Here is a 22,686-nt window from a genome sequence, read left to right as displayed (position 1 = left end):
CGTCTCGATGCAACGGAACGCGGCCCATCGTTTCACATCCGCCGGAACAGCGACGCCTGCCGCGCGATCGCGCCCGACGGCAGGGTCAGCTCCGACGTAAATTCCATGCTCTTGCCGTCCGCCGCGATTTGCTGTTTCGCTTTGCCCACCACGGCTCCCCTGAACTTCAGCGTCGACACCAGCGTGCGCGCGTCGACGCGCTCGACGGCGAGCGCGTCATAAGCGGGATTCGCATCCTGCGCGGCGAACCCGCCGCCATAGGTGAACGGTATCCGGTACACAGCGGTCTCGCCTTCGTCGGTCACCACGGTTTCGGTGATGAGCATGCCCGCCGCGACTTCGGAAAAGATGAGCGTCTTGCTTCGCACCCCCGCGCCGGCCGAAAATTCCGAATTCGCGAGGTCGAGCTGCCACACCCCGACGAAAGGATCGTCGCAAGCGGAGGCGGGCGCCGGCCATGCCATCGCGGCGGCGGCCAGGAACGCGGCGGCCATATTCTGCAATCTCATCATGTGCGGCCCTTCGCGAGATGACAGGAAACCCGTTCGCCGCAGAGCCCGACCCCATCAGAAACCCACATCGAGCGTCACGCCCATGGTACGCGGGCGAACCAGATATTCCTGCAGCGGCGGAAGCAGGCTGCTGTTGGTGACGCCGCGGCGGTCGGTGATATTCTCGAGGAAGACGGTCATGCCGACGGGCCCCAGCTTTCCGCCGATCCGGGCATCGAAAAGATGATAGCCGCCCTGACTCGACGCGGCCTCCAGATCGCTCGGCGCGCGCGAGATGTAACGGTGCGACAGGCTGAGCCGCGGCGAGACATCCGCCCATTCGAACTCATAGCTCAGGCTGTTCGACACCTGCCACTTCGAAGAGCCGGGCAACCGCGTTCCCGAGGGAATGACCGGGTTGGCGGGATCGAGCTCGTCGGGATCGAAATCTTCGGACAGCGTCGCATCGAGCCAAGTCAGGCTGCTGTTGATTTCGAGCCCGTCGGCCGGGCGAAGCGCCAGACTTGCCTCGATCCCATAGAGTTCGGCCTTGCCCGCATTCTGCGCAAAATTGAGGCCGCTCAGCTGGCGCTTGAGCTGAATATCGCTCCAGTCGATGTAAAATCCCGTCACGTCGAGGAGGAGCTTGCGGTCCCACAGGTCGGCGCGCGTTCCGAGCTCGAAGTTCCAGAGCGAGTCACTGTCGTAGGAGGACGGTATCCCCGGAAGCGCAGACAGGTTCGACCCGCCGAAGCGGAACCCCTTCGATGCGAGTGCATAGACCATGAGGTCCTCGTTAGGTTTCCAGGTGATCGACGCCTTGGGGCTGAAGCCGCTCCATTTGCGCGAGCCCGAGATCGACTGCTCATATTCGCCGGCATTGAGAAGCACGAACAGCCCGTACGCATCGGAGCCGTTCACAAGCCGCTGTTCGAACAGGCGTCCTCCGATGGTCGCCTCGAACCGGTCGCTGAAATTATAGGTCAGCTCGCCGAAGAGCGCGATTTCCTTCGCCGTCGCCGGAAGCGCGGCGTCGACGAGGAGGTCGCCGGGCGCGAGCAGCTGGCCGCTGTCGGCGGGTAGCCCCAGCAACGGCCCGGCCGCATCGACGAAGTCGGCAAGGCCTTCGGCATAGATGACCTGGCGCTGGCGCATCTTCGTCCGGTCGTACATTGCCCCGATCAGATATTCGAAGGTCGAGCCCGCGGGCGATGCGATCCGGATTTCGAACGTATTGCCCTTGCTGCTGCCCGGACCGAAGGACGAGATCGGCGCAAGGCCGAACAGGGCGTCGCTGAGCCCCCCGGTGAGATCGGTGAGCCCGTCGGTCTTCTTTTCGTGACGCGTCGCGGTTGCCGTGATGGTGCCGAATGCGAGTTCCTCGTCGAGGCGTAGCTGGTGCAGCAGCGTGCCGAACGTCGAAAATTCGGGCGCCGCCGTGCTCTTTCTGAGATCGCCGCCGAGCCCCGTCTGCCGATAACCCGAGTCATCGGTGCGCTGGCGCTGCTCGAGATAGAGATAGTTGAACGTCGTCGTCTCGGTTGGCGCCCAGGTTGCGAGCAGGCGGCCGCCCTTGGTGACCGTCCGGTTTGCATCGCTGTCGCCGGTGCCGATATTGTCGATATAGCCCGCGTCTTCGCGATAGACGAAAACGCCGCGAATGCCGAGCTTGCCGGCGACCACGGGCGCGTTGAGCATCACTTTCGCGGCCCCTCCGGTTCCGCCGTGACGGGTTCCGCGCAGGCTTCCCTGGAAGCGCGCGCCAAAGTCGTCGAGATCGGGCCGTGCCGCCTGGTAATTGATCGCACCGCCGAGCGACGAGGATCCGAAAAGCGTTCCCTGCGGGCCGCGCAGGATCGCGACATTGTCGACGTCGAACGTGTCGATGTCGGGCGTCCCGATCGAGAGTGACGGATCGGTCAGCGGGACTTCGTTGATAAAGATGCCGGTCGTCGCCTGGCCAATATCTTGCCCCGTGGTGGTGCCGACGCCGCGGATGATCACCGAGCCCGAGCCGGGCGTTGTGGCGTTGAACACGACGCCCGGGGTGCGGGTCAGATAATCGGACAATCCCTGCGCGCCCAGTTTGTCAAGTTCCTCACCGGTCTGCGCCGAGACCGATCCGGCGATTTCGCGGACCGGTTCGGCGCGCTTGGTTGCCGTGACGACGATGTCGTCGGGCAGCGCCGAGGCTTCGCCACGCACCGGCGCGGTTTGCGCGGTTGCGGAAACCGGAACGGCCGCCGCGGTTGCCAGAAGCAGATAGTGGATAATCGAGTACCGCATGTCAGCCCTCCTCCTTATTGGTCATTGGTTGGGCGCCGCCTCCTGTTTCCGCGCTTTCCCCGTCGCGCGAAGGCATGCTCCCGTTTCGGTCAGCCCTGCGAATCGCGTTGCGGCGATCGGCCGATCAGTTCGCAGGCAAGATGTTGCGCAATCAGTTCGGGCGTACGGTCTTCGGCCTCGGCGCGGCTGAAAATATCGAGCAGCCGCTGGCGAATGACAGCAAGGCTCTCATCGAGCGGCGGGAAAGCCGCGCCGCCGCGCCCGCGCCGCGCGCCGCCGCCCGTGATGCCGCTGATGATGCCGCCGGCGTTCATCACATAATCGGGGGCAAAGAGTATCCCCCGCGCCGCGAGGCGTTCGCCGGCCGCGGGCGAGGCGAGCTGGTTGTTGGCTGCGCCCGCTACTGCGGCCGCGCGGATTTCATCGACAGCCTCTTCCGTCACGCTGCCGCCGAGCGCGCAGGGACACAAGATATCGACGCACGCCCGGTGAATGTCTTCGGCGGCCACGGCTTCGGCCCCGAAGCGCGCGACCGCGAGGTCGACCGCATCGGGGCGGATGTCGGCAACCACGAGCTCCGCGCCTGCCGCATGGAGGCGCTCGGCAACACCCATCCCTACCGCGCCGAGACCCTGCACCGCGAAACGCAGGCCGCTGAAGTCGGCGCGGCCGAAGCGATGGGCGACGACGGCTTCCAGTCCGTGCATGACGCCGACGGCGGTATGGATGGACGGATCGCCGGTCCCGGCCGACGTCCCCCCGACAAAGCGTGTGACCTCGCTGACGACGTCGATGTCTGCCATCCCCATCCCGACGTCTTCGCCAGTCGAGAATATGCCGCCGAGGCGGTCGATAAACGCCCCATAGGCGTGGAGAAAATCGCGCGACTTGAGACGCGACGGGTCGCCGACGAGGACGGCTTTTCCGCCGCCGACTGGAAGTCCCGCGAGCGCGGATTTATAGGACATGGCACGCGACAGGCGGAGCGCATCGTCGGCGGCCTCCCCGTTCGAGGCATAGGGCTTGAACCGTGTGCCCCCCGCGGCCGTGCCGAGAGCGGTCGAATGGATCGCCACGATCGCCTTCAGGCCGGTGCGCTCGTCCGAGAACAGGCAAACCTGCTCGTGTGCGTCGAACTCCGGCGAATCCCAAATATGCATGTCGATCCTCCCTGGAGCAGATCATGCGTGTTTGGCCGGCGCCAATCAAGCAAAATATTCTTAAACAGAATATTCTTCCTACTCAGAAATATTTTTCATTTCTGACGCTACACGGCCTTTTCGGCAATCGCCCCGGGAGCCAGCCGCCTGCGCGTACGCCACAGGTGCGCGGCGCCGAGCGACAGGAGCGGCGCGACGTAGACGAGGAGGAAGATGTAGGCGAGCCAGCGGTAGCCATCGGCAATCAGCGCCACGAGACCGACACGACCTGCGACGACGACAGCAAAAACCAGAACGACTGAGGTCGAGGCCAGCCTTTGAATCTGGCTCAGGCCGCCTTCGCGCTTCGCCCGCGCGGCGGCCATGTTCGACAGCCGCTCGTTGATGGCGTGGACGCCGCCCACGCCGCTTTCGAGCATCGCCGCAAGGATCATCAACTGGAACAGGACCCGAAACCAGGGCATTCCCAATTGCGAAAGGAGAAAATCGGACGGCAGCGGATGAACGAGCAACGTGTCCGCGAAGCCGATCATGGCAAGAAAGAAGAGCGCCGCGGGCAGCATGGCAAGCGGCCCGCAAAGGAGGCCCGCCGCAACGGCATCGCGGCGCGAGCGCATGTGACGCGTGACCGGGAGGATCACGATCGCGCCGATAATATTGTAGATAGCGTAGGTCGTGCCGCCGACGATCCATCCGGTAGACGGCGCGGGATCGGCGAGCCCTGCCGCGATCCGGTCGCCGAACCGCAAGAGCGCAAAGATGAAGAAGAGCAGATAGGTGCCGTAGAGAAGGATCGACACATATTTGAACAGACCTTCGACCGCGTCATTCCCCCATGATGCGACGATGGCGATCGCGACGGCGAGACTGATCGCGCCCGCATAGCCGGGCAGACCGAAAAGCGCGCTCCCAATCTCACCGGCCGCGGCCGCAAAGACCGCAAGGATCACGACCAGGGCGAGCAGGAAGGCGATCTCATATGCGAACCAGCCGCGTCCAAGCAGGGCCTTGAAGAAGGTCCGGTAGTCGCGGCTGCGGGTCTCGAAGGCGAAGGCAAAGGTCAGTGCGCAGATGAGGCTCCAGATCACCGTCGCGAGCGCAATCGCCTTGAAACCGCCGACCGCGCCGCTCGGCAGGAAGAAGGATGCAAGCTCGCGGCCCGTGGCATAGCCGCCGCCGATCACCGCCGCCTTGAACGCCAGTCCCGGCAGGAATATCCGCTCGAACTTACCGTCGCGCATCGCCATTTCCCCCAACAGAAATATTTTCTGTAGGGAAATATCTGCCGGATCGGAAGGGTGAAAGTCAAACCGTTCCCGCTTCTAACTCCAGTCGAGCAGGACCTTGCCCGCCGTGCCCGAGCGCGCGGCATCGAAACCGTGCTGATAATCGGTCTTTGCGAAGCGATGCGTGATGAGCGGTGAGAGGTCGAGGCCGCTTCGCAGGATTCCGAGCATTTTTCCCCAGGTCCGGAACATCTCGCGTCCGTAGACACCCTTGATGGTCAGGGCCTTCAGGATGATTTCGGACCAGTTGACCTGCATCGGTTCGCCCGGGATACCGAGGAGAGCGAGATTGCCGCCCATGCGCAGGGCGTCGATCGCCTGCCCAAGTCCTGCATGATTGCCCGACATTTCGAGCGCGACATCGACGCCGCCGGCAAGCCCGAGGCGGTCGAGAACCTCCTGCAAATCCTCGCGCGCGACATTGACCGGACGTACATCGGCGAGTTTCACAGCAAGCTCGAGGCGGTAATCATTGACGTCGGTGATGAGGACGTTCGCGGCGCCGGCGCGCCGCGCGACGGCCGCTGCCATGATGCCGATCGGTCCCGCACCGGTGACGAGCACATTCTCGCCGAGCAGGTCGAACTGCTGCGCCGTATGGACGGCGTTACCCAAGGGGTCGAGGAGCGCGCCGAAATCGTCCCCGACCTCGTCGGGAAGCGGCACGACGTTGAAGGCAGGGATCGCAAGATAGTCGGCAAAGGCTCCCTGCCGGTTGACCCCGACACCTTTGGTGTCGGGATCGAGATGGAATTGCCCGGCCCGTGCCGCCGCCGAATCAAAATCGATGATATGCCCCTCGCCCGAGACGCGCTGCCCGATCCGCAGCTTGCGGCTGACGCCCGAGCCAATCGCGACGATCTCGCCCGCGAATTCATGCCCGACGATCATGGGGACGGGGATGGTCTTCGCCGCCCAGCTATCCCAGTTGTAGATATGGATATCGGTCCCGCAGATCGCGGTCCGCTTGACGCGGATCAGGACATCGTCGGGTCCGGGCTCAGGAACGGGCGCGCGGCTCGACCAGATGCCCTCGCGGGCATGGAGCTTGGCGAGCGCGAACATATCGGCGGCTCCGGCGGCCTGTGTCTGAGCGCTCATCGCGCGGCCTCCAGCTGCTTTGCCGTTAGGGCGAACGCCTCGATCGCCCGATCGATCTGCTGAGGACTATGCGCCGCCGACATCTGGGTCCGGATGCGCGCGAGCCCCTTGGGAACGACAGGGAAGGAAAAGCCGGTGACGAAGATGCCCGCTTCGAGCAGCGCGGCTGCGAACGCCTGCGCGCGCGCCGCATCGTGGAGCATCACGGGGATGATCGGATGTTCGCCCGGCAGCAGGTCGAATCCCGCCTTTTCCATTCCGGCGCGGAAGCGCCGCGTGTTAGCGAACAGGCGGTCGCGCAGGATATCGCCTTCGTCCGAGCGGGCGATCTCGATCGCGGCGAGCGAGGCGCCGCACACCGACGGCGCGAGCGCGTTCGAAAACAGATAGGGGCGCGCTCGTTGGCGAAGCAGCGCAACGACGTCGCGGCGGGCGGCAATAAACCCGCCCATCGCGCCGCCGAGCGCCTTACCGAAAGTACCGGTGATAATATCGACCCGGCCCTCGACCTCGCGATAGGCGGCCGTTCCGCGCCCCTTCGTCCCAAGCAGGCCGGTCGCGTGACAATCGTCGACCATCACGAGCGCCTCATAGCGTTTGGCGAGCGTGGTGATCGCAGCAAGGTCGGCGATCGCGCCATCCATCGAGAAGACCCCGTCGGTCGCGATCAGGACCGTCCGCGCCCCGTCGTCGCGCGCTTCGCGTAGCCGCTGCTCGAGCTCCTCCATGTTTCCGGTGGCGAAGCGAAGGCGCTTCGCTTTGCAAAGCCGGATACCGTCGATGATCGACGCATGGTTGAGGCTGTCGGATATGATCGCGTCCGCTTCACCGAGCAGCGGCTCGAACAGGCCGCCATTGGCGTCGAAGGCCGCGGCGAAGATGATCGCATCCTCGAAGCCGAGATAGGCGGCGATCGACGCTTCGAGCTCGCGGTGTATTTCCTGCGTCCCGCAGATGAAGCGAACCGAAGCCAGTCCGGCACCCCAGCGCCGTGTCGCGTTGACTGCGGCGTCGATCACGCGCTGATCGGAGGCGAGACCGAGATAATTATTGGCGCAAAGGTTGATCGACGTGGCGGCGCGGCCCGCGAGCGTGACAGTGGCGCCTTGCGGCGACGAGATGATCCGCTCGGGCTTCCACAAGCCCTGGGCTTCGATCGCCTCGATTTCTGCCGCGACATATTCGTAAAAACGCGATGACATGATTCTCACTCCCTGACGGGAGCAAATTATAGAATAGTGGACTTGATGTCCATTATAATGGAATTATCACTCAAAATAGATTGACGAGAAGCGCCTGGGCGTCGTTTTCACCGTTGTTCGAGATGCAATGCGGGATGTCTGCTGGATAGCGCGCGGTCATGCCTTCCAGAACCTCTGTGCGCTCGTCGCCCGCCTCGACAATCAGGCGGCCAGCGAGGACGGTGAGATGCTCCATCGAGCCGCGCGCATGGGCGGCCGAGCGCAGCACGCCGCCGCGCGCGATACGCAGATCGTACCATTCGATGCTGCCGACGCGTTCGGCGGGGCTGAGAATCTTGAGCACGCACAATCCGTCGTCGCTGCGCATCTCGGGCGTGAAGGCCGCGCTCGCCACGGCGATCCGCGGCGGCGCCGTGCGTTGCCCCACGCCCAGCAGGTCCGCCATTTCGATGTGGAGCGCCTCGGCCAGCGCCCAGACCGTCGCAACCGTCGGGTTCGCCTGGCCCCGCTCGATCTGCGAGAGCATCGAGCGCGAGACGCCCGACATACGCGCCAGATCGTCGAGCGTCAGTCCGCGATCCTTGCGCAGCCGCTGGAGATGGGGTCCGAGCGGCGGCGGGCCACTGTCGGTCACGCTCTCAAATTCCTGTGCCACGTCGCATCCGCTTCCCGTCATTCCAACCCGTCAGAGCGATAGGCTAGCCGCAAGCCTGGCGGCAACCCCTTTCCCCGCTCCCCCACTCGCCGCTAGACCGTTGTCAGCAACAGGCTGGTCTCGCTGTTGGCAACCCCGTCGATCAGGCGCACCTCGCGCAGCACCCGGTCGAAATCCGCGAGGCTCGAGGTGCAGATGTCGGCGACGAGGTCCCAATTGCCGTTGGTCGTATGCAGCGCGCGAATCTCCGAAAACCCCCGCAGTCGCTGAATGACCTGTGTCGTCGACTTGCCGGTTACTTCGATCATCATGACGGCATGGACGTTGAAATCGTCATGATCGGCGCGCACCCGCACCGAAAAGCCCAGGATTGTGCCGGTCTCGACAAGCCGGTCGAGCCGGTTCTGGACCGTGCCGCGCGCCACGCCGAGCGCATCGGCGATCTTCGACAGCGACGCGCGCCCATCGGCGCGCAGGTGCGCGATGATCCGGCGATCGAGCGCGTCCGGAATGAATTTTGCAATTGTCATGAGCCCTCCGGCCGCGGCGCCTAGAGCCCACTGGCTATTTCGTCAATTCTGCCGATCAATATGCACAATCTGTTGCGCTATTCGGCGCAGACTTGCCATTTCGATGAAAATGCGAAGCAGATAACTTTGGCAGGCGCCCTCCAGCCAAGGATTTTCGATGCCACCTGTCGCCTCGCCTCTCGCCTATGTCCCATTCGTCAGCGTCGAGAATATGATGCGCCTCGTGCACCATTACGGTCTGGAGAGGGTCCTCGTCGAGCTGACCGAAGCGGTCGAGGCCGATTATCGCCGCTGGGAGAGCTTCGAGAAGGCGCCGCGGGTCGCATCGCATTCGCGCGAGGGCGTGATCGAGTTGATGCCGACCTCGGACGGCGAGGTGTACAGCTTCAAATATGTGAATGGTCATCCCAGCAACACGGCGAAGGGCTTCCAGACCGTCACCGCGTTCGGCGTCCTCGCGCAGGTCGAGACCGGCTATCCATTGATGCTGACCGAGATGACGCTTCTGACCGCGCTGCGCACCGCGGCGACGTCGGCGATGGCGGCGCGCCATCTCGCTCCGACGAACGCCAGGATCATGGCGATGATCGGCAACGGCGCGCAAGCGGAGTTCCAGGCGCTGGCGATGAAGGCCGTCGTCGGCATCGAGGAGATTCGTCTCTACGATATCGACCCCGCGGCGACGACCAAGACGGCCCGGAATCTCGCACCGAGCGGCCTCCGCACTGTCTCTTGCGCCTCTCCTGAAGAAGCGATCGAGGGCGCTCACATCGTCACGACCTGCACGGCCGACAAAGCCTATGCGACAATCCTTACCGACAATATGGTTGGGTCGGGTATCCACATTAATGCGATCGGCGGAGACTGTCCGGGCAAGACCGAGCTGCATCGCGACATCCTCGCCCGCGCCACGACGTTCGTGGAGTTCGAGCCCCAGACTCGCATCGAAGGGGAAATCCAGCAGATGAGCGCGGATTACCCCGTCACCGAATTCTGGCGGCTCCTAGACGGTACCGCGGAGGGCCGCGGGGACGCAGCGCAAATCACGCTGTTCGACAGTGTCGGCTTCGCGATCGAGGACTTTTCCGCGCTGCGCTATATCCACGGCAGGCTCGAAGGCAGTGATTTCTTCCAGCCGATCGACATACTCGCCGACCCCGACGACCCCCGCGATCTCTACGGCATGCTGCTGCGCGCGGCCACCTGATCCCGAACAAAAGCCGGACTCTGATACAGGCATTTGTGCACGCAACTCCTGTCAACGCCGAACGACTTAGCTTCGGTGCCACGGCTGCGCGGGACCGGAGCAGCCAAGCCATTAAAGCGTTGCGGACGACGCCGTGCGTGTCCTCTTCTGGGCAGGCGTCTCGCGGGCAGCAACGACTGACATCAGGCGCAAAGCGGACAAGAAGCCGACGGCCTATTCCAGTCGCGCGGCAGCCCGCCGGCACCGGCTCAAAGCTTTCATCATATGATAGTCAATGCCCTTTTCGCCGATGCCGAGTTGCTCGGCGATCACCCGATAGGACATGCCTTTGAGTCGATGCATCAGGAATATCCGCCGCGTTCTGCGCGGCATCGCGAGAAGCGCCCGTCGATAAGCCCCACGCAATTCCGCCGACTGAATCCCGCTTTCTTGGTCGGGCTGGATTGCAGCAGAGTTTGCGCCAATCCGGACGCGCTCGTCTTCGCGGCAAGCGGCTGCGGAATTGCGAGCGAAGTAAAAGGCGCGCGGCGTCGATTCGCGTTGGAGAATGACGAACAGGCGTTCGAGATTTCGCGCGGCCGGGTCTTCCACGTCCGCGTATGTGGGCTTCTGAGGTGCGGCAGCTTTCATCCCGCCATACTGAAACACACGCCACGATGCGGCGACGGCCAGCATTGAACCGAAGCATCCCAATCCAATCAGCGTGAAGATTTCGGCCCCAGGCGTTTCACTCCAAGTGAGCGCGATCGCAGAAAGCAGTGTAGCGACGGTTGCTGAAGCGGTAGCCGTGAACGAGGTAGATAACAGCCAATATCGCTTCTGGATGACGTGCCAAGCTTCCGCCGTGATACGGTCGAGCTCGGCAAGTCCCGCTTGGTCATCCATGCTGATGAATCGAGCCGCGACGACGCGGAGCGGCAATACTTCCTTCCGGTCGTCCACCATCTTCTCCTAGCGAGGGAAGTCTACATTGCCTCCATCACGGAGCTGACACAAATAATCACTCCACCACTGGGCCATCTCGACGCGTTCCGCCCAATAGGCCGACTGGTTATATATGCGCCGGATGCTCCCCGCGACCATGTGAGCGAGGGCGGGTGAAGGGAATCGAATAACCGAAAGAACCGAAGGGAAGCCTAGTAATTCAGTCCGATGCTAATTTGGAGGCCCCCTGAAAAGCCCCCGTAAGTACTGTACTTAAAAGTCCGGAGGTTCGATTCCGACCGTGGAGCTTGTCGAGCATGTTCGGCCGACGACTTCTCCTCTAATCGAAAAGATAACCCAGCGCTCTGAGAAGGCCAACGACAAAGGAACCGCCCACCACACAGGTCGCGATCCAAAATTCGATCGCGAGCGCCCTGTCCCGCCATTTCCTCGCTTGCTTTGCCATATGCCAACAATGACACGACCGAATATTGTAGGAAACCCGCGTTCTTGTTCTGACGCACGAAATAGGAATTGGTGCCCGGCCCAGTCCCGAAGGGGATAGGGAGCCCAGAACCGGGCACCCATCGCGCTAGCCTGACGGCTTGCGGCGAATTCCATCATTTGACTTTTGATTCAATATCGCGCGGAGGCATGCGTTGGTTGCAGGGGCTAACTTGGCGAACGACCGGATCGAATGGTGGCGCAAAATGGCGCTCCCAATTTTTTTCGGGTTGCGCTAATTTCTAACCACAGAACATCTGCAAACGGGGAGTCGCAGGATGCTTATCGCTTCAATTCTTTTGGCTGCAATGGCGCCAGCACCGGCCGGCAATGTCGACGCGACGCGAGCCGCCTTCACGAAATGCCTCCGCGAGCATCTCAAGAAGCAGCTTGAGGCCAAGGTGACGGAGGCGGAGTTTGAACTTTCCGTGAAGTCGGCGTGCGACACAGAACAATCGGCATTTAAGGCTGCGGTTACGGCGACCAACCGGGCGGGCGGCGATTCGCAAGCCGATGCCGAGGAAAATGCGCAGATGCAGATCGACGACTATCACGCGAACTTCACGGACAAGTTCAAGGACTACGCTTCGACTAATACCATGCCGGGCGAGTGATAGTTTCGGAGGAGGCAGCGCGTCAGTGACGTATTGGCGGCGCACCTCCTTCGTCCATCAAGAGTAAGAGCTCGCGAAGCTTAAGGCGCAAGCTGGCGAGCTCGAGCCCAACAGTAGCTTCGCGCCGCCCGGCGGCGATGAGCAGGTGACGCAGAAGTTCGTCCGAATGTCGCATCAGCGCGAGTAGATGCGATCCACTAGGAGCGTGAGTTCCAGCGAGCCAATGCTTCACACATCGCTCGCTGGCGCCCGTCCATCGCATCAGCGTTTTGACCCCTCGATGGGTCTCTCCGACTTCCTCCGTGAGCGCGGCTGAAACCAGTTCCGCGAAGGTGATGTCGGCCTGTCGTTGCGGTAAACTCTTGCCCGTTTTCGGCAACATCTTACCTCTCCTCGCCGTCTATACTCACCCCGCGTTGCGTCATCGACTCGTGGGGATCGCATACGACCGGACCCTGCGAGCCATCCTCTTTAGATTTGGGGCTGGTGAAGTGGCAGAATGGTCCGATCAGTTCCGAAAAGAAGGCGAAGCGCTGTCGCCGACCGTTCGCGCTGCCGAATATGTGCGGATGTCGACCGATCACCAGCGTTACTCTACCGAGAATCAAGGTGAGGCAATCCGCCGGTACGCTGAGACTCGCGGAATTGAGATCGTCAGAACATATGCCGACGCCGGAAAAAGCGGATTGAGTATCGACGGCCGGGACGCTCTCAAAAAATTGATCGAGGATGTTCAGGCCGGGACAACCGATTTCACGATGGTTTTGGTCTATGATGTCAGTCGCTGGGGCCGGTTCCAGGACGCCGACGAGAGCGCCTACTACGAATATATCTGTAAGCGGGCAGGGATCGCCGTCGAATATTGCGCGGAGCAGTTCGACAATGACGGCAGCCCGGTCTCGACGATCGTAAAGGGCGTCAAGCGCGCCATGGCTGGAGAGTATAGTCGCGAGCTATCGGCGAAGGTTTTCGCCGGTCAAGGCCGACTAATTGAAAAAGGGTTCCGCCAAGGCGGCGGTGCGGGTTTCGGGCTTCGGCGGACGCTTGTCGACGAACAGGGTCATGTGAAGGCAGTGCTGAGGCGTGGAGAGCACAAAAGCATTCAAACCGATCGCGTTATCCTCACTCTCGGCCCGAGCGAGGAAGTGGAGGTCGTTCGCGACGTCTATCGGGCCTTCGTTCATGAGGGGCAGACTGAGGCTCAAATCGCTGACGGGCTCAATCGCCGCGGAATCCGCACCGACCTCGATCGTCCTTGGACCCGAGGCACAGTTCATCAGGTGCTGATCAACGAGAAATATGTCGGCGACAATGTCTGGAACCGACAATCCTTCAAGCTCAAGAAGAAGCGCGTTCGAAACGATCCGGGCATCTGGATCCGGGCGGACGGCGCCTTTGATGCGATCGTTGAGCGCGATCTGTTCGAAGCGGCGCGATCCATTATCGGGGCGCGCTCATTCCGACTCAGCGACGAAGAAATGCTCGGCGCACTTCGCGATCTTTACGAACGCCGGGGACTACTCTCCGGCCTCATCATCGACGAATCCGACGGAATGGCCTCTAGCAGTGCTTATGGGTCGCGGTTCGGGAGCCTGCTGCAAGCCTACAGCTTAGTGGGTTATCGGCCAGACCACGACTACCGCTATATTGAAATCAACCGAGCCCTTCGACGCCTGCACCCCGATGTGGTGAAAAATGTTCTGGAGGGTCTGGTCGAGATGGGCAGTGTCGTCGGCCAAGACGAAAAAGGCGAGCGACTTCTCGTCAACGGCGAGTTCAGCCTGTCCATAGTCATCGCCCGTTGCACGTCTACGCCGACGGGATTGCTGCGCTGGAAGCCTCGGTTCGACACCGCCCTTCTGCCGGACATCACGATCGTCGTCCGCATGGACCGGATGAACCGGAGACCGCTCGATTATTATCTGTTTCCCCGCATCGATCTCGCGGCGCGACGGCTGCGGCTGGCCGAAGACAATGGACTGGGTCTCGATGCCTACCGGTTCGAGTGCCTCGATTATCTATACCATATCGCGGCTCCGGTGCCGCTGAGCGAGGTCGCATGAGCGACGTTTCACGCGCACAGCATATAGAGATGATCCCGTTATCACGGATCAATGTTCTCAACCCCCGCGGGCGCAACAAGCGCCAGCACCGAGAAATCGTCGACAATATCGAGGCGATCGGTTTGAAACGCCCGATTACGGTGAGCCGAAGGGCGGGAAGCGGCGGGCTCGTATATGACCTCGTGTGCGGCGAAGGGCGTCTGGAAGCATTCCAAATGCTCGGAGAGGAGGAGATACCTGCGGTCGTGATCGAGGCCACCGAGAGCGAGTGCCTTGTCATGAGCCTCGTCGAAAACATCGCGCGGCGGCATCACCGGCCAATAGATCTCATCCGCGAGGTGGGCGAACTCAGGAAGCGGGGACATACCGAAACAGCGATCGCGGAAAAAATCGGCGTGTCGGCATCTTGGGTAAATCTGGTTCTCAACTTGATCTCGCGTGGTGAGGAGCGACTTCTCTCGGCGGTAGAGACGGGGCTCATCCCTATCACTTTGGCGATCGAAATTTCACGCGCGGAATCGGACGAGGCGCAGCGAATATTGCTCGACGCGTACGAAAAAGGCGATCTGCGAGGGAAGAAGCTGACGGCGGTTCGGCGATTGCTGGAAGCGCGTCTCGAAGCCCGTAATAAGGGCCTTCCAGATGGGAGGCTCGGCCGCAAACGGACGTCGCGTCGGCTGACCGCCAGTCAGTTGATGGAAATCTACCAGCGCGAAGCAGAGAAGCAGCGACTGTTGGTCAAGAAATCCGAGTTCGCGCAAACTCGCCTGCTTTTCGTCGTGGAGGCGATGAAGGAGTTGCTGGCCGACGATGGGTTTCACACGATGCTGCGCGCCGAGAGCCTTGACCAGGTTCCGCGCTGGCTTGAACTAAGGATGGCAGGTCATGCCGCCGATTGATGCAGGCCGGGTCCGCGCGGCATTCGACAGGGACTTTGTCACCGTACCGATCGCCGCGATTGTGCCGCTTAAGAGCTTGCGGCAGGGCGCACTCGAAAGCGGCAAATACGCGCAAATATTGAGTTCGATAAAAGCGATTGGGCTGGTCGAGGCGCCAGCTGTGATCGCCGCGCCGGGAAATGATCAACGGTATTACCTTCTCGACGGCCATTTGCGGATCGAAGCTCTCAAGCAGCTTGGCATAGAAGAAGTCGAATGCCTGCTCGCGACGGAAGAGGACACCTACACATACAATAAGCGCATCAGCCGCCTTCCGCCCGTTCAGGAGCACAGGATGATCGTACGAGCGGTCGAACGAGGTGTCGCGCCTGCACAGATAGCGGAAGCGCTCGGCCTTGAGGCTGACACGATCGTGAAGCGCTTCAGGCTGTTGGATGGGATTAGCCCCGACGTGGCGGAGAAGCTGAAAGAGACAAATTGCTCGATCAAGGTGTTCGATATTCTGAGACGCATGTCTGCGATTCGCCAAATCGAAGCCGCCGATCTAATGTCCGGGCAGAACAATTTCAGCTCGGTCTTTGCGAGCGCTCTCCTCGCCGCGACGTCACCAGATCAACTGGTCAAACATAAGGGCAGGCCTGGACGAACACCGACACCCGACGGGCAGCAAATCGCCCGCATGGAGCGTGAGCTCGCGGTACTTCAGAGCCGGATCACGTCGGTTGAGGACAGCTATGGCATAGATAATCTGCATTTGACGCTCGCACGCGGCTATTTGTCGAAGCTGCTAGCCAACCCGAACGTAGCACGCTGGCTTACGCTGCATCGGCAAGAATATCTCGCCGAGTTCGAACGAATTGCCGAGATCGAGACATTGGGCGTCGCTCCTGAGCCTCCCTCGCAGGTTCAACATCTGGCGGCCGTCTAAGATAAGGCTTTCGACGAACGCCGGAGTGATAGCAGTGAAGAAATCGAAATAGATTGACGCAGCGTTCGCCCTCTGATTCAAGCTCGGGGAGGCCCGCCAGAGTTTCCTCTGACGGACCCCCGTTCGGAAGGCTTACAGCTTAGGGCGCTTGACCTTCTTCACGACATGGAGAGTCTCGACGACCGCACCCTTGGGGCGGCGTTGAGCCTCCTTGATCGTGATAAATTTGCCGGTTCCGGCATCACGACCAATTTTGCGCGTCTTGCTCATTGGATTTCTCCTTGCACAAGCCGAGCGGTTGGGCCGCCCTCCCCGAGACGCCGGATGCGCCTCGCGTCGAGAAGGAGCACCGGTTCCAAGGGGCTGTGACCCGCAGCGATAATTGCGTTGGGCGAACGGGGAGTCGAGTCTGTTAACTATTGGCACACCGTCCCGAAACGAGGCGGCAGAACTATCGCGCCGCCCGCTCGAAGGGCGGGCGGCGCGCGATTTTTCGGCGCTAAGGAATAGGGGCGGCGAACATCGCCGCCCCTAGCTTCACGCGGCTTCGCGCTGCGGTTCTTCCTCGGCTCCCTGAGGGACCGCTTCTCTGGGTGCGACCACGGCACCGATCCCGCCGCGCTCGGTGTAGGCGGCGGGCGGGAAGGCCATCCACCTCGGCACCCACCCCTCGACCTGGGTGCGGCCATTTTTGCCGTTCAGATGATCGCGGACGATCGTCTTCAAGGTCGCGCCCTTCTCTTTGGCGTTCGCCGATGCAATGTCGTCTCCGCCGACCTCGGCAACCAGCGCGGTCAGAACTTCCTTGTCGCGAAGCCCGTCGAAGAAGGCGTCGTCGGCGTTCCACCATGCCGCCATATCGATACCGATTTGAAGGCCCACCGCCTCGACGGCCGCGCTCCCGGCGAACAGAGTTTCACCCATGACGATAGCAATGACGTCCATCACCGCACGGTCGGGCAGGTCAAGCAGCCGCTGGAACAGGTCCGCGAGCGGCATCGAATTGCCGCCCGTCACGGTCGGTTCCTCGGGGTCAAAGCCAAGCAGCGCCAGCACCGCACGCCGCTTCTCGTCGAAGATCGCCTCGGCCCTGCTGACCTCAACGCTCTCGCGCACGTCGTCATCTTTCGCCGACTGTGGCTCGACCCGCACATTCCACAGCGGTGAACCTGCGATGGCGTGGGCAATCATCAACCGCAGCGCGACCGCCGTATGGCCGGTCAGTTCGGCGCGCACAGCCGCGTGGCGATGAAGGTCAACATAGGTCTGCATCCGCGAAGTCAGTTCCGGACGCGGCGCCTTGGGCGCGGCTTCGATCTTCTCGCCTTTTTCGAGCCGCGCGGCTTCCTTGGCGGTGATGTAGCCCTCGTGGATATCGACCTCGCCGCTATCGCGCACCTCGATATAAACGCGCCCGCCCTTTCGCTTCGCCGCGTGACGATGTTCCCACTCGCGAAAATGATCGCCCTTGGGCAGGACGACGACCTCGTTCCACCCCGCGTCCAGAAAGCACGTCCGCCGTTCCTCGATGGCGGCAAGCTGCGCGGTCCAGAAAGCATCGCTGTCCGCGAAATAGCGCTCGTCCCCGAACAGGTCGGCAATGATCGCGAGGCCGCTCGCCTCGACCTCGAACAGGGCATGGGCCGCGCTGATCGCGCCGCCGCCGAACAGCCAGTTCTTGAGCTGCTGACCCTGCGGGCAATAGGCATCCGCGTCGTCGAACAGCGCCAGCCATGCGCGCTGCTGCGACTTGGACGCCATCGTCAGGTGTCGCACCGTGCCCGCGCTGACCTTCTCCTTTGCGTAGAGCGAACGGATGCGCGGCAACAGGTTGCCGAGCGCGAGAATGCGCTTCACCATCGCCTCGGGCATTCCGAACGTATCGGAAATATCCGCAACGCTGCGTCCTTCGCGGACCAGCCGCGTATAGGTGACCCACTGCGTCACCTCGTCGGCATCGCGCCGCGCGACATTCTCGATCAACGAGGCCTCGAGCGCGGCGGCATCGTCGCCTTCTTCGAGGATCGCGCAAGGAAGCGGCTCGGCTTCGCCTCTCTCGCCCGCGACGATGGTCGCCGCCGTGAAGCGCCGTGCACCCGCCACGATCTCGAATGCACCCTCGGCGCAGTTCGGCCGGACGATGAGCGGAACGAGGATGCCTCGCGCACGGACGGTAGGCAGAATATCCGTCACGTCGGGCGCCTTTTTGGCGTAGCGCATGTTCGTCTTGCTGATCGACAGCTTGCCAAGGTCGATAAAGTCGAGTTTCATTGTCTTCACCTTTCTTTGTGGAAGGTGCCGGTCCGTCGAGTTTCGCGATTGGGCGGACCGGCTTAGGTTCGGCGGCGAGACGCGCCGCCCGCGTCAGCCTCGGCCCTCGGGCTTCGGAAGTTCGTCGCCACGCGCGGCACGGCGGAAATTCTGTTCGGCGGTGATGATCGCACCTGCACGGCGAGCGGCAGCCGCCCAGCGGGACAATGGAACCTCGGACGCAAAGCCCAGATCGCGCTCGATGCCGAGACCGAAGGGCAGCCGCACCGACGCCAGTTCGGACAGGCTGAACGAACCGAGTTCAGGACAGCCGAACCCAAGATCGGCCAACCCGAACAGCGTATCGCCATCCTCATCCAATTCGGTCGCAAGCCATGTCGCCGAGCCGACCGGCGAGAAGAATTTGACGACCGGCACGAAGTCTGGCTCCGCCGCACCGGCCATCACGGCAGCACGCCGGGTCTCGTCATTCGCGCGCAAAGCGTCATGAAGTTCAGCGGTCAGGAGCTTGCGCCCAACGCGGCGCTTTTTGGTCTTTCCCATGTCATCCTCCATTCCCGCCCCCTAACCATCAGGCCCCCGGCGGAGCGGGGGTGGGCGGCGAGAACGACCTGCCGGGCGCGGCCAGGAAGGCGGCCCGCACCCGAAGGGCTGGAACGAAGAGGAAGAGCCGCCCAGCGGCTTGCGGGATGCCGGGACGCGCCCAGAGGGGAGAGCCGGCCAACCCAGCGACAGACGGGAGGCCGATCGACAACGCCGCCGCGTTCAACGCGGCGCCGACATGATCGTCAGCGACGAGGACTTATTCGCCGTGCCGGCGGATCGTTAGAAGAGACGCGCTCTCAGACCGGCCGCAGGCGGTGGGGCGTGCGTGCGCAGATGTGCTTAGCCGCTGCACCGTCAAGATCGCCGGGCCGAGTGCGCAGCGCGGTCAGGGCAGACGCGCGATCCCTGTCGGCGCCTGCCGCCGGCAGCGAGCGCCCATTTTCAACCGCGCACAATTTCCGGCGCGGCGGCTGGGCGGTCAGCTCCTGCGCAAGGGCGAAGGGAGTAAACGAAGATTATCGATCTATGTATTGGAGTGACGAAGAGGAATCGAACCTCTCCCCGGCGCGACCTTGATGAGGCACCTCACTACAACGAACATCACCCTATCGCTTGCGTGGATTAGCTACCCCACCAGGGATCACGTCAGCGCCCGCTTTTCCTTGCACGATAAGTTCGACGTGTGCATCCATATGGACCTCCATTTTTGCCACCTGAATGGTGACCGTGGTGGTGAACCCGATGGTGATAGCGATCCACGCCGCGATAGCCGTGAGTCGTTTTGCGCGAAGTTTCCTCCTCAAACTTGAACCCGGAGAATAGGCGGCCACATCCGCCTCTTCAAGTCAGTTTGGCAAGGAAACAGCATATTACTTTGGGGCACAAGAGTTAGCCTCTGTTGTTCTCAAGTTTAGTCATTACACCCTCGTCAACAGATTTGCTTCTGCATTCCATTGGCGTAGAACGTAAATTCAAGAGATAGGGGGCTGGCCTTGGACAAGGGCGCACATTTCTACCGAAGCGATTTTCAAGTTCACACGCCGCGCGATCTTCGCTGGGCGGGACCGGATGCTGTCACAAACGAAGAGCGGCTCGTCTACGCTCGTCGGTTTGTCGCTGCCTGCAGAGAAAAGGGGCTACAGGCGGTTGCCATCACGGATCATCACTGCATGACGTTCCTACCCTTCATCCGGAGGGCGGCAGAGGAAGAACTGGCGGAAGACGGTACGGCGCTCGATCCAGAAACTAAGCTCATCGTGTTCCCTGGCATGGAGCTGACGCTTGGTGTTCCGTGTCAAGCTATCATCATTTTCGATGCTGACTTTCCCAATGATATGTTCTCGCTGGCGATAAATGCGCTGGCGATCACGCAAAATGATGCTGGTCAGTCGAAGGTCCGGGACGTCGTGCGCCTCGGAAGTATCACGACCTTTTCGGAGTTGAAAGCAAGACTCGACGCGCATGAATATCTCCGCGGCCGGTACATCGTTCTGCCGAACGTAACCGACGAGGGGCAGCATTCGCTGCTGCGCGCCGGTCAAACGGACAAGTATATCGAGATGCCCTGTGTTGGCGGGTACAGCGATGGGTTATTCGCCAATCTGCGGCAGGGAACGAAAAACAAGCTGGCAGGCATCGATGGCGCATGGGGTCACAAGCGGATCGCCTGTATTCAAACCTCGGACACGCGCCGCGACGATCATACAACGCTTGGCGTACCCTCGACCTGGCTGAAATGGGCGACCCCGACTGCGGAAGCTCTCCGGCAGGCCTGCCTCGCGCAAGAATCCCGCATCGCGCATGACTCGCCTCATGTACCGGAAACGTACCTTGCCAGCGTCAGCGTCAGCAATTCTACGTTCCTCGGGCCTCTCGATCTCGACTTCAACCCGCAATATAGTTCGCTCATCGGCGGTCGTGGCACCGGCAAGTCCACTGTACTGGAATATATCCGCTGGGCGCTTTGTGATCAGCCGCCAAGCGGCGACGAAGACGCGACACCTAATTATCAGGCGCGGCGCCTGCGCCTGATCGACGGTACGTTGAAGCCGCACGGTGCCACAGTTGACGTGACGTATGTCCTCAATGGGGTTCCCCATCTCGTCCGCCGGGCAAGTGCCAACGGCGGTGTTCAGATGAAGATCGGTACGGCCGCTCTGCAGCCCTGCACCGAAGAGGAGGTTCGGGCGCTACTTCCGATACAAGCTTACAGCCAGAAGCAGCTCAGCGATGTGAGTGTCCGCATCGAGGAACTGACCCGCTTTATCACTGCGCCGATCAAAGGCGATCTCGACCGTTTGCAGCGGAAAGCGGACGATAGGGCGAATCGTATCCGGGAGGCCTATGCCACCCGCCAGCGTTTCCGGGATTTGTCGCGGACGCTGCAAAACCGGGTCTTAGAAGAACGCTCGATCGCAGAGCAGGCGAATACGATCCGCACTTCACTTTCAGGGTTATCGGACGCCGATCACGCGCTCTTAGAGCAGGGCCAATATTACAACGCAGCGAGCTCCCTCGTAGCGTCATGGAAAGTAGGGGCAGGCACGATCAGCCAGAAGGCTCGTGAGCTACGCCAGCTCGTTCAAACCCAGCGCGCCGCTATACAGCCCGTGCCGGCAGAACCCGCCGCGATGAAGGAAGCGCTCGATCTTGCCCGGGCGCAATACGACACGATGTTGCAGGCCGCGCTAACTTCGCTCGAAGAAATGGCGGCGGCGGCGAGCCTTATCGAAGGCGGAGAGCAGGCCGCTGGCCCCTGGGAAGTGTGGGAGGCGGGCCATGCCGCCTTTCAAGATGGATACCGCGCTGCGATGGAGCGGTCATCGTCGCACACAGAAAAGCTGCAGCAGCTCCGAATGCTTGAGGCGCGCGTAGCCGAACTCGCCGATGAAACGACGCGTGTGCGCGAGATGCTGGTGACGCTGGCTACCGCAGACGAGAACTACACGACCGCGCGCGATGAATGGCTGGGAGCACAGGCCGAGCATGACGATCTGGTCGACCGCGAATGTTCCGAGCTGACAACCCGCTCGGGCGGCTTGATTCGTGTGGGCGTCAAGCGGTACGCGGATCCCGTCGCCTTCGTTAGCACACTGCGCTCGGCGCTGCAGGGCTCGCGCGTTCAATCGGCGAAGCTCGATGCGCTGGGCGACGGGATCACGGGCGCAGCTGATCCAAAAGCATCTTGGATGGCGGCGTTGGCGGAATTGGAAGGTTTGGCAGACTATGATGCCGAGCGCGGCCCGCCAAGCGCGAGGCCGGGTGCGATCACTCTGCTGGATCTCGGACTCAACGTTGGCGACGTTGATAGGATCGCGCAGCATTTAACACCGGAGAACTGGCTGGCGTTGTCGCTGACGCCGATCGCCTCGGTGCCGGTCTACGAATTCCGGGCACGGGAAGGAGAGTATATTCCTTTCAAGAACGCCTCAGCCGGCCAGCAGGCGACGGCACTTCTGAAAACACTGCTCAATCAGCCTGGGCCGCCTCTCATAATTGACCAGCCCGAGGAGGACCTCGACAACCCAGTCATGCTGGAAATTGTCAATCAACTCTGGGATGCGAAACGGCTCCGTCAAATCGTCTTTGCAAGCCATAACGCCAATCTCGTTGTGAACGGCGACGCGGAGCTTGTCGCGTGGTTCGGATACCGAACCACGGGGGATCAATCGCGCGGTACGATTAAGGGCGTTGGGGCGATCGACGTGCCTGCGGCACGGGAAGCGATTAAGCAGATCATGGAAGGCGGCGAAAACGCCTTCCGGCTGCGCCGGGAGAAGTACGGCTTCTGACGGGCTACGGGTGTTCCACTTTTGCCTATCAGCCGAGGCTTGGGCGAGTCTTGGCGGGAGGCAGGAGCCGTGTGCGAGTGATATCCGCAGCTGCGTTGCTTCGAGGCGGAGTTCGCGCGTGGTGAGGCACCACGGGCTTAAGCAGGCTAATGAGGTTATGGGGTTGCTGACCGTCATTTTGGTCCGAATTGGAAGTGATCGCGCGATTGGTCTTCAAGTGCGAGCTAT

Annotated in this window: 20 protein-coding genes; 6 read left to right on the top strand and 14 right to left on the bottom strand. The window is 61.9% G+C overall.

Annotation, left to right across the window (positions count from 1 at the left end; genetic code table 11):
* Positions 1-32: 32 nt before the first annotated feature.
* The 8 genes from VN047_RS00895 to VN047_RS00860 form a co-directional block, all read right to left on the bottom strand.
* A complete protein-coding gene (locus VN047_RS00895; RefSeq protein ID WP_325539083.1) occupies positions 33-494 on the bottom strand; it encodes a hypothetical protein in 462 nt (153 codons plus the stop codon).
* A 72-nt stretch (positions 495-566) separates the two neighbouring features.
* Complete coding sequence (locus tag VN047_RS00890) at positions 567-2,777, bottom strand: TonB-dependent receptor (protein WP_325539081.1); 2,211 nt, start codon at positions 2,775-2,777, stop codon at positions 567-569.
* Between the two features lie 89 nt (positions 2,778-2,866).
* A complete protein-coding gene (locus tag VN047_RS00885; protein ID WP_325539079.1) occupies positions 2,867-3,937 on the bottom strand; it encodes a Leu/Phe/Val dehydrogenase in 1,071 nt (356 codons plus the stop codon).
* Between the two features lie 107 nt (positions 3,938-4,044).
* The gene (locus VN047_RS00880) at positions 4,045-5,178 is read right to left on the bottom strand and encodes a hypothetical protein (RefSeq protein ID WP_325539077.1); all 1,134 of its coding nucleotides are present in this window, start codon (positions 5,176-5,178) and stop codon (positions 4,045-4,047) included.
* An 81-nt stretch (positions 5,179-5,259) separates the two neighbouring features.
* Positions 5,260-6,324 carry an L-threonine 3-dehydrogenase gene (gene tdh / locus VN047_RS00875; RefSeq protein WP_325539075.1) on the bottom strand — a complete coding sequence of 355 codons (1,065 nt, stop codon included), beginning with the start codon at positions 6,322-6,324 and terminating at the stop codon, positions 5,260-5,262.
* A complete protein-coding gene (locus VN047_RS00870) occupies positions 6,321-7,526 on the bottom strand; it encodes a glycine C-acetyltransferase (protein WP_325539073.1) in 1,206 nt (401 codons plus the stop codon). The genes tdh and VN047_RS00870 overlap by 4 nt, the downstream gene beginning before the upstream one ends.
* 70 nt (positions 7,527-7,596) lie before the next feature.
* Positions 7,597-8,160, bottom strand: coding sequence for an XRE family transcriptional regulator (locus VN047_RS00865; protein ID WP_325539071.1), 564 nt, complete (start codon positions 8,158-8,160; stop codon positions 7,597-7,599).
* 113 nt (positions 8,161-8,273) lie between these two features.
* Entirely contained in the window at positions 8,274-8,711 is a 438-nt protein-coding gene (locus VN047_RS00860; protein ID WP_325539069.1) for an Lrp/AsnC family transcriptional regulator, read from the bottom strand.
* Between the two features lie 157 nt (positions 8,712-8,868).
* Between VN047_RS00860 and VN047_RS00855 the strand changes: the two genes are divergently transcribed.
* A complete protein-coding gene (locus tag VN047_RS00855) occupies positions 8,869-9,918 on the top strand; it encodes an ornithine cyclodeaminase (protein ID WP_325539066.1) in 1,050 nt (349 codons plus the stop codon).
* A 213-nt stretch (positions 9,919-10,131) separates the two neighbouring features.
* Here the strand turns inward: VN047_RS00855 and VN047_RS00850 are convergent, their stop codons facing one another.
* Positions 10,132-10,863 carry a sigma factor-like helix-turn-helix DNA-binding protein gene (locus VN047_RS00850; RefSeq protein ID WP_325539064.1) on the bottom strand — a complete coding sequence of 244 codons (732 nt, stop codon included), beginning with the start codon at positions 10,861-10,863 and terminating at the stop codon, positions 10,132-10,134.
* A 761-nt stretch (positions 10,864-11,624) separates the two neighbouring features.
* On the opposite strand from VN047_RS00850, the gene VN047_RS00845 reads away from it, so the two are divergent.
* Positions 11,625-11,960, top strand: a complete 336-nt coding sequence (locus VN047_RS00845) for a hypothetical protein (protein WP_058455934.1) — start codon at positions 11,625-11,627, stop codon at positions 11,958-11,960.
* Positions 11,961-11,982: 22 nt separating this feature from the next.
* Here the strand turns inward: VN047_RS00845 and VN047_RS00840 are convergent, their stop codons facing one another.
* Positions 11,983-12,342, bottom strand: a complete 360-nt coding sequence (locus tag VN047_RS00840) for a hypothetical protein (RefSeq protein WP_325539060.1) — start codon at positions 12,340-12,342, stop codon at positions 11,983-11,985.
* Between the two features lie 109 nt (positions 12,343-12,451).
* Between VN047_RS00840 and VN047_RS00835 the strand changes: the two genes are divergently transcribed.
* The 3 genes from VN047_RS00835 to VN047_RS00825 are packed head-to-tail and all read left to right on the top strand — an operon-like array spanning position 12,452 to position 15,850.
* The gene (locus VN047_RS00835; RefSeq protein ID WP_325539058.1) at positions 12,452-14,023 is read left to right on the top strand and encodes a recombinase family protein; all 1,572 of its coding nucleotides are present in this window, start codon (positions 12,452-12,454) and stop codon (positions 14,021-14,023) included.
* On the top strand, positions 14,020-14,922 hold the full coding sequence (locus VN047_RS00830; RefSeq protein WP_197410131.1) for a plasmid partitioning protein RepB C-terminal domain-containing protein: 903 nt from the start codon (positions 14,020-14,022) through the stop codon (positions 14,920-14,922). Before VN047_RS00835 ends, VN047_RS00830 begins: the two co-directional genes overlap by 4 nt.
* On the top strand, positions 14,909-15,850 hold the full coding sequence (locus VN047_RS00825) for a plasmid partitioning protein RepB C-terminal domain-containing protein (RefSeq protein ID WP_325539055.1): 942 nt from the start codon (positions 14,909-14,911) through the stop codon (positions 15,848-15,850). The genes VN047_RS00830 and VN047_RS00825 overlap by 14 nt, the downstream gene beginning before the upstream one ends.
* Before the next feature lie 132 nt (positions 15,851-15,982).
* On the opposite strand, the gene VN047_RS00820 is transcribed toward VN047_RS00825, so the two are convergent.
* The 4 genes from VN047_RS00820 to VN047_RS00805 form a co-directional block, all read right to left on the bottom strand.
* Positions 15,983-16,120, bottom strand: coding sequence for a hypothetical protein (locus tag VN047_RS00820; protein WP_167541740.1), 138 nt, complete (start codon positions 16,118-16,120; stop codon positions 15,983-15,985).
* Between the two features lie 267 nt (positions 16,121-16,387).
* Positions 16,388-18,121: a ParB/RepB/Spo0J family partition protein gene (locus VN047_RS00815; protein WP_325539052.1), complete on the bottom strand. Its 1,734-nt coding sequence runs from the start codon at positions 18,119-18,121 to the stop codon at positions 16,388-16,390.
* Between the two features lie 93 nt (positions 18,122-18,214).
* Positions 18,215-18,664: a DUF2958 domain-containing protein gene (locus tag VN047_RS00810; protein ID WP_325539050.1), complete on the bottom strand. Its 450-nt coding sequence runs from the start codon at positions 18,662-18,664 to the stop codon at positions 18,215-18,217.
* A gap of 608 nt (positions 18,665-19,272) precedes the next feature.
* Complete coding sequence (locus tag VN047_RS00805; RefSeq protein ID WP_325539048.1) at positions 19,273-19,497, bottom strand: hypothetical protein; 225 nt, start codon at positions 19,495-19,497, stop codon at positions 19,273-19,275.
* Positions 19,498-19,659: 162 nt separating this feature from the next.
* Here VN047_RS00805 and VN047_RS00800 point away from each other — a divergent pair, with 162 nt between their 5' ends.
* Positions 19,660-22,458 (top strand): TrlF family AAA-like ATPase, encoded by a 2,799-nt coding sequence (locus VN047_RS00800; RefSeq protein ID WP_325539046.1) that lies wholly within the window; start codon positions 19,660-19,662, stop codon positions 22,456-22,458.
* The last annotated feature ends 228 nt before the right edge of the window (positions 22,459-22,686 follow it).

Origin of the sequence: Sphingopyxis sp., from assembly GCF_035565275.1 — a bacterium.
In the GTDB taxonomy this organism is placed as follows: domain Bacteria; phylum Pseudomonadota; class Alphaproteobacteria; order Sphingomonadales; family Sphingomonadaceae; genus Sphingopyxis.
Note: the sequence above shows the minus strand (reverse complement) of the source record. Positions and strands in the feature narration are given on the sequence as shown.

Coding starts and splice junctions, on each gene's coding strand:
- VN047_RS00895 (WP_325539083.1), bottom strand. CDS start 494: ATGGCCGCCGCGTTCCTGGCCGCCGCCGCGATGGCATGGCCGGCGCCC.
- VN047_RS00890 (WP_325539081.1), bottom strand. CDS start 2,777: ATGCGGTACTCGATTATCCACTATCTGCTTCTGGCAACCGCGGCGGCC.
- VN047_RS00885 (WP_325539079.1), bottom strand. CDS start 3,937: ATGCATATTTGGGATTCGCCGGAGTTCGACGCACACGAGCAGGTTTGC.
- VN047_RS00880 (WP_325539077.1), bottom strand. CDS start 5,178: ATGCGCGACGGTAAGTTCGAGCGGATATTCCTGCCGGGACTGGCGTTC.
- tdh (WP_325539075.1), bottom strand. CDS start 6,324: ATGAGCGCTCAGACACAGGCCGCCGGAGCCGCCGATATGTTCGCGCTC.
- VN047_RS00870 (WP_325539073.1), bottom strand. CDS start 7,526: ATGTCATCGCGTTTTTACGAATATGTCGCGGCAGAAATCGAGGCGATC.
- VN047_RS00860 (WP_325539069.1), bottom strand. CDS start 8,711: ATGACAATTGCAAAATTCATTCCGGACGCGCTCGATCGCCGGATCATC.
- VN047_RS00855 (WP_325539066.1), top strand. CDS start 8,869: ATGCCACCTGTCGCCTCGCCTCTCGCCTATGTCCCATTCGTCAGCGTC.
- VN047_RS00850 (WP_325539064.1), bottom strand. CDS start 10,863: ATGGTGGACGACCGGAAGGAAGTATTGCCGCTCCGCGTCGTCGCGGCT.
- VN047_RS00845 (WP_058455934.1), top strand. CDS start 11,625: ATGCTTATCGCTTCAATTCTTTTGGCTGCAATGGCGCCAGCACCGGCC.
- VN047_RS00840 (WP_325539060.1), bottom strand. CDS start 12,342: ATGTTGCCGAAAACGGGCAAGAGTTTACCGCAACGACAGGCCGACATC.
- VN047_RS00830 (WP_197410131.1), top strand. CDS start 14,020: ATGAGCGACGTTTCACGCGCACAGCATATAGAGATGATCCCGTTATCA.
- VN047_RS00825 (WP_325539055.1), top strand. CDS start 14,909: ATGCCGCCGATTGATGCAGGCCGGGTCCGCGCGGCATTCGACAGGGAC.
- VN047_RS00820 (WP_167541740.1), bottom strand. CDS start 16,120: ATGAGCAAGACGCGCAAAATTGGTCGTGATGCCGGAACCGGCAAATTT.
- VN047_RS00815 (WP_325539052.1), bottom strand. CDS start 18,121: ATGAAACTCGACTTTATCGACCTTGGCAAGCTGTCGATCAGCAAGACG.
- VN047_RS00810 (WP_325539050.1), bottom strand. CDS start 18,664: ATGGGAAAGACCAAAAAGCGCCGCGTTGGGCGCAAGCTCCTGACCGCT.